We start from the raw sequence: 6,130 nt of genomic DNA, 5'->3' as shown, positions 1-6,130 counted from the left end.
ACGGTTGACACGCTGGAGCCGATCGCGCGATGATACACACGATGGTCACGCCCGTCGTTCCTGATCCAGCAGAGCGCCTCGCCTACTACAGGCAGCTCGCTGAACGTTGGACCGCGAGCCGGCCACCTGCTCCGATGCTCTTCGTCGACTATCTACGTGAGCTCGCGCGCCGTGCCATCTCCGTGGAGGCTCCCGCCGCTGTCGTCGACGAGGACCTGGACCTGTTTCGTCGCCTCGTGATGGAGAGGCCAGAGGACCTCCGTCGTCGGCTCTTGGGTGCGAACGTCCAGCGCCTGCGAGCCCTCGACCGTGAGCAGCGTGCGGCACTTCGCACGCTCGAAGTTTCACCGGACTTGCTCTCGCCGCTCGGCGAGCTGCGCTACGAGCCGGCTCATTCACGGTTGCTCGGCTATTTTCTGGATCGCCGCCGAGTTCCCGGCCTCGCTGAGCCACTCCTCGAAGCAGTGCTCGCCATGATCGAAGCTCCGACCGAAGCAGTCGACGACGACAGCCTCTCGGCGGCGGTCGCTTCGACGGAAGTCGTGGTTCCCGGTGGACGTGTGGACCTACAGATCGAGAGCCCCGCGCTGCTCGCGTTCGTCGAAATCAAGGTCCACGCCACCGAAGGGCCATCTCAGCTGCAGCGTTACCGGACCGCACTCGATGCCCGCGCCGGTGCCCGAGCGAAGGTGCTGGCCTTCCTGACGCTTCCCGGCGCAGAAGGACCGCCGACGGGCCTTTCGTGCATACACGTCACCTTCGCCGACCTGCTATCACGATGGCTGCCGCTCGCGCGATCACACGATGACACTTCCGCGTTCCTCGCTCGCTACCTGAGGTCGGTTGCGCGACTGCTGGGGTACGCGGGACAGGGCCCATTCGAACACTGGACGTTCGCCGACCAGCGAAGCGCACTCGACTTCGTCTCGCAGGTGGGTGCAGGAGGATTCCGTGACGGTCATCTCTGATGTCTTCGCGTTCGCGGCGCAGAACGCGGACTACTGGACCGAGTTCTTGTCCGGTGGCGACTACCCGAACGAGCTTACGGATGACGAAGCACGCGGGCTCACTGCTGCACGCGCGCACATCGACGTCCTAGTCGTCGAGCTCCTTCACGAGACCGGCGCGCAGCTCGCCACGAAGCTCGGCGAAGCCAAGCTCACGAAGCCCCGGTTCAAGCCAGCCAGCACAAGCAAGAATCGAGCGGTTGCCCTCCCGGCACCGACGGGCCTTGATGGGAAGCTGTATCGAATCGAGTTCTCGTTGGACCGCAGCGAGGCGGGCACGGCAGTGGAACTCTATGCCTCGCTGGTTGTGAAGAAGGGGGCGCTCGACGCGCTTCGCCAGTCGCTCGGCGAACGTAACGTGGAGCACAGCGTCGATGGATACTACGTCTACGCCAAGGGCCTCCCGCTCGTCGTCGGCACCAAAGTGAGCGAGCTTGCGGCGCGTTCAGCACAGCAGGCCATCGCTCTGCTCTCGGGCGTCGATGCCTGACCCTGCGCTCAGTCCACCAGAGGCGAATAGCCGCTTTCTCGCCAACGCAGCTACTCGATGTTCGACGCCGACCGACGACGCTTGCTGCCGTTCGCCGCCGCCCTGCCCGCGTCCAACTTCTCCATCTTCGCGTTGAACGTGCGAGCGGGCATGCCGAGCAACGCGGCCGCCTTGGCGCCGCTGCTACCGACCGCGTGCACCGCAACGAGCAGCCGGCGCTCCCACTTGTCGACCGCCACGGCGCCCCGCAGGACCGTGCCGGCATCCCGAACCTCGCGCAGGTAGTCCTCACACCGCGCGACCGTGGGTAGTAGTTTATCGACGATGACGGCCGGACGTTCCGGCTCCGTGAGGGTCATCATCGACGGCGCCACCCGCCATGAGCACCGGCCGCGATCGACGTGCGAACCGCTACAGCCCGGCGTTCACCAGATCGCGAAGGAGCGCGGCGCCGAGCTGCACCCGGTCCTTCGTGTCGAGCTGGCGCCCGCCTACGGTGACCTGCGGAACCTTCAAGCGAAGATCGGGCCCCACCCCGTGGACCTCGCAGACGCGCGAGAACGCCTTCGCGTGCGGCGCAGCAGCAGGAGCGCGCAGCTCCAGCCCATCCTGGACGCACTGCATCTCCGCGCCACTCGCCGCGAGGCGCATCCAGCGCGCTTCCGTCTCGTAGCCCGTGAACCAGGGACCACCGGACCCGTCTTGCCAGACAGCTCCGTGGACGGCGGTGTCCGCGACGCCGCTCAGCTGCCGGATCGCAGAGAGATATGGATCGCGGTAATAGCTGCTCATCGCCTTCTTATCCAGCATGCACACGTTGTAGCCCAGCGCGCCGCTCGCGCAGGCATAGATGCCAGACTGGCCCGCGCGCATCTCCGGGTAACGCACGAAGTACCAGCGCCAGTCCAACCCGTTCGCGTCGTCCTGGCTCTTCAGCCAGCGGTTCGTGAAAGACTCGAGCGCCGACCGCACATCACCATCTCGCTCGACAACGGCGTCGAGGAGACGTCCGAGCGCGTCGCGTACTCCTACGAGGTGCGCGCGGCTGGCGCCAGTCAGAATTTTCTCCCTCCATTGCGAGACGTTGCTGACCGAGCCGAGCTGCAAGAAGCGATGGTTGACGCGACGCGAGTAGTCGCCTGCGGCGAGCAACGCCCCGGAGAGGACGGGCAGCAGGCCCGACTCGGCGAAGAGCTCGTGGAAGGCTCGTGCCCGGCGCTCGAACACCGTGGCATCGAGCTCGAAGGCGGCCAGGCAGCCGCGCAGGAGCGGGTGATCCTCCAGGTGGAAGAGATGGCGCTCGAGAGTCGGCGCCTTGCTCAACATCTCGACCTTCAACTGTTCGTCGGTGACCTGCGCCTGGTTGAAGCTCGAGACATCTCCAAGCGCCCCCTCGACAATGAGTCGCCGCACATCCGAGAGCAGCGCCGGCATCTTCTCCGCGCGGAGCTCGCTGCTCGACGCCTCGATCAGGTTCCGCAGCACGCGGAGCCTGCGCGGAAACTCCGCGGCGTCGTGCAGCCGGTGGAGCAGGACGGCGTAGAGGAGGAGCGTCCGCGGCCGGTCAAGGCGCGCCTCGCCCTGGCAGCACTCGGCGAACAGGTTGACCGTGCTCCCCGGCGCGCCGAAGAGGACCACCTTGCTCGTGTCGTCCGAGTCGAGCGGGGCCGGCGTCGGGGAGAACGTCTCCGAGAACGCGGACGCTGTGTCCACGTCCACCCACGTATCGAAGCATCGCACGAGGAAATCCAGGTGCATCGCGGCCTTCTCGTTTCCCGGACCGTACACGCGCTCTGCGAGCGTCTCGATGTCGTCCGGGGGAGGCCCTCCGTCCTGCCACGCGCAGACGTCGGTGATGAACTGGAAGTAGCGCAGGAACTCGTCATCGACGATGTCGTCGCTTCCTCGGAACGGCCAGAGCAGGTCTGCCCACGCGCCGTCGACCTTCTGCGCGAACTCCTCGACGCGGTCGGGGCAGGAGCGCTCCAGGAGCTGCTCGAACCTCGCCTTGAAGTTCTCGAATGGGGTGAGCGGCTTCCCGCGCGAGTTCATCTTGATGTAGAGGTCCTCGTTCAAGCCCACCGACTCGATCGGCAGCAGGTGGAACGAGATCGCGGGCGCCGCGGGGTCCACGAGCCGCTCCCACGCCGCGGCGCAGTCGGCGCCTGCGAAGCGCTCATGGATCGCCTCGAGCATCACCAGCATCGACTGGATCGTCGGATCGTACTGCCACGTGTGCTGGAACCAGTGCTGATCCTCGAACCAGGCGCGCAGCTTCGCGTCGAAGGGCGGCTTCGACGCGACGAGGCACGCGCAGAAGCGTCGGGCGCTCGGGCGAGTGGCGTACTCGAACCGCTTCCAGCCCTGCTCCTGCTCGAGTCGGTCCGCGCGCCACGCGAGATACCAGTGCAGCAGGAACAGGGTGGTGAGGCGTTGCTGACCGTCGAGAGGACGAAGCGTGCCGCCCACGACGTCGCCGTAGACGAAGTCGAGGCTGATGGGCATTCCGGTCGTCACCGCGTCGTGCAACACGCCGAGGAAGTTGGCACGGATGCGCGCGACCGCGGCGCTGTCTCGCCCCTGCGCGTAGTCCCGCTGGATGATCGGGATCTCGATGCGCTCCACCACGGGGGCGTCCGCCGCGCGCCGAGCGAACAGGCCGGTGTAGGACGTGACATAGCTCTTCATGACAGCGGCTCCTCGGGCTTCAGGTAGGCGCCCACACCGCCGTCGGGCGAGAGGATCGCGTTCAAGTAGGCTTCGCGGTCCTGAGTGCTCCAGAAGTGGACCTGCTGCGCGTCGGCGTCCGTGTAGTACTTGAGGAATACTTGGCGCGTGCAGATGGGGATGTACGCCCCCTGCCGATCGAGCTCGAGCATGCGCCGCCGCTTGACCTCGAACACTGCGTTGCTCAGCGCGCTGTTGTGGCCGTTCGCGAGGAGCGCGAGGTTCGACACCGAATGAACCGAGTGCTCTGTCGTCGCGGTCGATGCGTCCACGCGCGTGAATGCCGCCACCACGTCGCGCGCGAGCTCCTGGAACACCTGCCGATCGATCTTGTCGCCGACGTTGTCGATCCGGCGGAGGAGTTCTTCTCGGCGGACTTCATCGAACGAGGGAAGGTCCGCGAGCGCCTCGCGGTGAAGCCGGAGCCACTCCTTCCACTGCTCGGCCTTCGTGAGGCTCTCCGCGTGCTGCGCGTGGATGTGCTCGAGCGACCATGGCTGGCCGCGATGGTTACGGAACGAGTAACGCTCGGTCGAGTCCTTCATTCGCCTCACCGTCTCGACGTTCATCAAGAGAAGGAGGCGCGCGCACGTGCGCGCGTCGGACTCGTAGCTCAGCGTCGTCACGCCGGAGGGCGTGAGGTCGAGGGTGTCGCTAATCAGATCGTCGAGGGCAGCCCCGAATTCGCTCTTCGTCCTGCCTCTTGCGAGCGCGACGAGATCGCCGAAGCGCTGCCCCACGGCCACGAGGTAGCCAATCTTGTGGTAGTGGTCCCGCTTCTCGTACCAGCCGAGAACGCGCGCGTGGAGATCGACGACCTGGTCCCAGACCGCCGTCGGAGAACTCTGCTCCCCCTTCTCCCGCAGGACGTCGAAGGTGTGGAACCGCGGACGCGCTCGACCGCGAGGCCCCCCGGCGATCGTGTCGAGCAGCAGGGTGATGCGCGTCGGGCTCTCTGCGGCCGCATCATCCGCGACGAACGCCCAGACATCGGGATGCTGGAGATCGCGCTCGATGCTGTCCCACTGCGCGGCGATCTCGTGAGCCCTGTCCGTGGTCCCGGCGCCGCCCCGACTGCGCGCGAGCAGGAGCGCCTTGAACAGCTCTGCGTCTGTGAGCGGAATCCTCCCGACGTTCAGGCGGGTGAAGAGCATCGTCGAATCCAGCCCCTTCGGCGCCTCGTACCAGATCACGCGGACGCTCTTGCAAAGGCAGCGAAAGACGTCGTCGGCGACTTCCTGCCTCTTGAGTGGCGTCGGCCCCTTCTGCTCGAACCAGGCGCGGATACACGCGTACGCCGCGTGGATGTGGAAGAAGTCGATGTTGCTGTCGGCGAGCGCGGGGTCCAGCGATTGCAGGTAGTTCCCGCTCTTCGCCCTCGTGTCGTAGCTGATGGAGTATGGCGGGCCGACGTTCTTGAGCCCCGCGCGCTGCATGAACACGAAGATCAGGTACAGCGTCGTCAATCGCTGTTGGCCATCGACCAGTTCCCACGCGGTCTCGCCGTCGCGCTTCACGACGACCGGCTGAAGGTTGTAGGGCTCGCCCTTGCTCTCCCAGATGTCGTTGAGCAGGCGCTTCACTTCGAGCTCGCCCCAGCGATAGCCTCGCTGGTACCTCGGGACGCGGAACGATCCAGCGATGTCGCTTATCAGCTTGAGCTCGAGGAGCGCGCCTTCCGTCGTCTCGCCAGCCACTTCAGACAGCCCTTTCCGACGGACGGCCCTCGCCGAAGTCCGCGTTGTCGCCGTGTAGCCTCATGGATCGCGAACGATACCATGGGAGCAGGCTGCGGCGAAGGCTGAGCTCGCGGCGCCGGCACGCCGTCGGGCGAGTTGCTCGTGCGGGCGAGCGCGTCGCGCCGTCGGTCCTCCTGTGGCGAGGAGCCGTTGGACGATTTTTCTTT

5 protein-coding genes are annotated in these 6,130 nt (G+C 66.2%); 2 read left to right on the top strand and 3 right to left on the bottom strand.

The annotated features are described in order from the left end of the window. The first annotated feature begins 41 nt into the window (after positions 1-41). A complete protein-coding gene (locus WMF20_RS07545) occupies positions 42-968 on the top strand; it encodes a PD-(D/E)XK nuclease family protein (RefSeq protein ID WP_437611915.1) in 927 nt (308 codons plus the stop codon). After that, complete coding sequence (locus WMF20_RS07540; protein WP_437611913.1) at positions 952-1,497, top strand: hypothetical protein; 546 nt, start codon at positions 952-954, stop codon at positions 1,495-1,497. The genes WMF20_RS07545 and WMF20_RS07540 overlap by 17 nt, the downstream gene beginning before the upstream one ends. A 50-nt stretch (positions 1,498-1,547) precedes the next feature. Here WMF20_RS07540 and WMF20_RS07535 read toward each other — a convergent pair whose 3' ends face one another. From WMF20_RS07535 to WMF20_RS07525, 3 genes are read right to left on the bottom strand one after another with little or no spacing between them, the layout of a single operon-like run. After that, on the bottom strand, positions 1,548-1,859 hold the full coding sequence (locus WMF20_RS07535; RefSeq protein WP_437611911.1) for a hypothetical protein: 312 nt from the start codon (positions 1,857-1,859) through the stop codon (positions 1,548-1,550). 49 nt (positions 1,860-1,908) lie between these two features. Continuing rightward, positions 1,909-4,185: a DUF262 domain-containing protein gene (locus WMF20_RS07530; RefSeq protein ID WP_437611909.1), complete on the bottom strand. Its 2,277-nt coding sequence runs from the start codon at positions 4,183-4,185 to the stop codon at positions 1,909-1,911. After that, positions 4,182-5,921 (bottom strand): DUF262 domain-containing protein, encoded by a 1,740-nt coding sequence (locus WMF20_RS07525; RefSeq protein ID WP_437611907.1) that lies wholly within the window; start codon positions 5,919-5,921, stop codon positions 4,182-4,184. Before WMF20_RS07525 ends, WMF20_RS07530 begins: the two co-directional genes overlap by 4 nt. Between the last annotated feature and the right edge of the window lie 209 nt (positions 5,922-6,130).

The sequence above is a fragment of the Sorangium sp. So ce834 genome (genome assembly GCF_051521425.1).
Taxonomy (GTDB): domain Bacteria; phylum Myxococcota_A; class Polyangia; order Polyangiales; family Polyangiaceae; genus Sorangium; species Sorangium cellulosum_D.
Note: the sequence above shows the minus strand (reverse complement) of the source record. Positions and strands in the feature narration are given on the sequence as shown.

Coding starts and splice junctions, on each gene's coding strand:
- WMF20_RS07535 (WP_437611911.1), bottom strand. CDS start 1,859: ATGATGACCCTCACGGAGCCGGAACGTCCGGCCGTCATCGTCGATAAA.
- WMF20_RS07545 (WP_437611915.1), top strand. CDS start 42: ATGGTCACGCCCGTCGTTCCTGATCCAGCAGAGCGCCTCGCCTACTAC.
- WMF20_RS07530 (WP_437611909.1), bottom strand. CDS start 4,185: ATGAAGAGCTATGTCACGTCCTACACCGGCCTGTTCGCTCGGCGCGCG.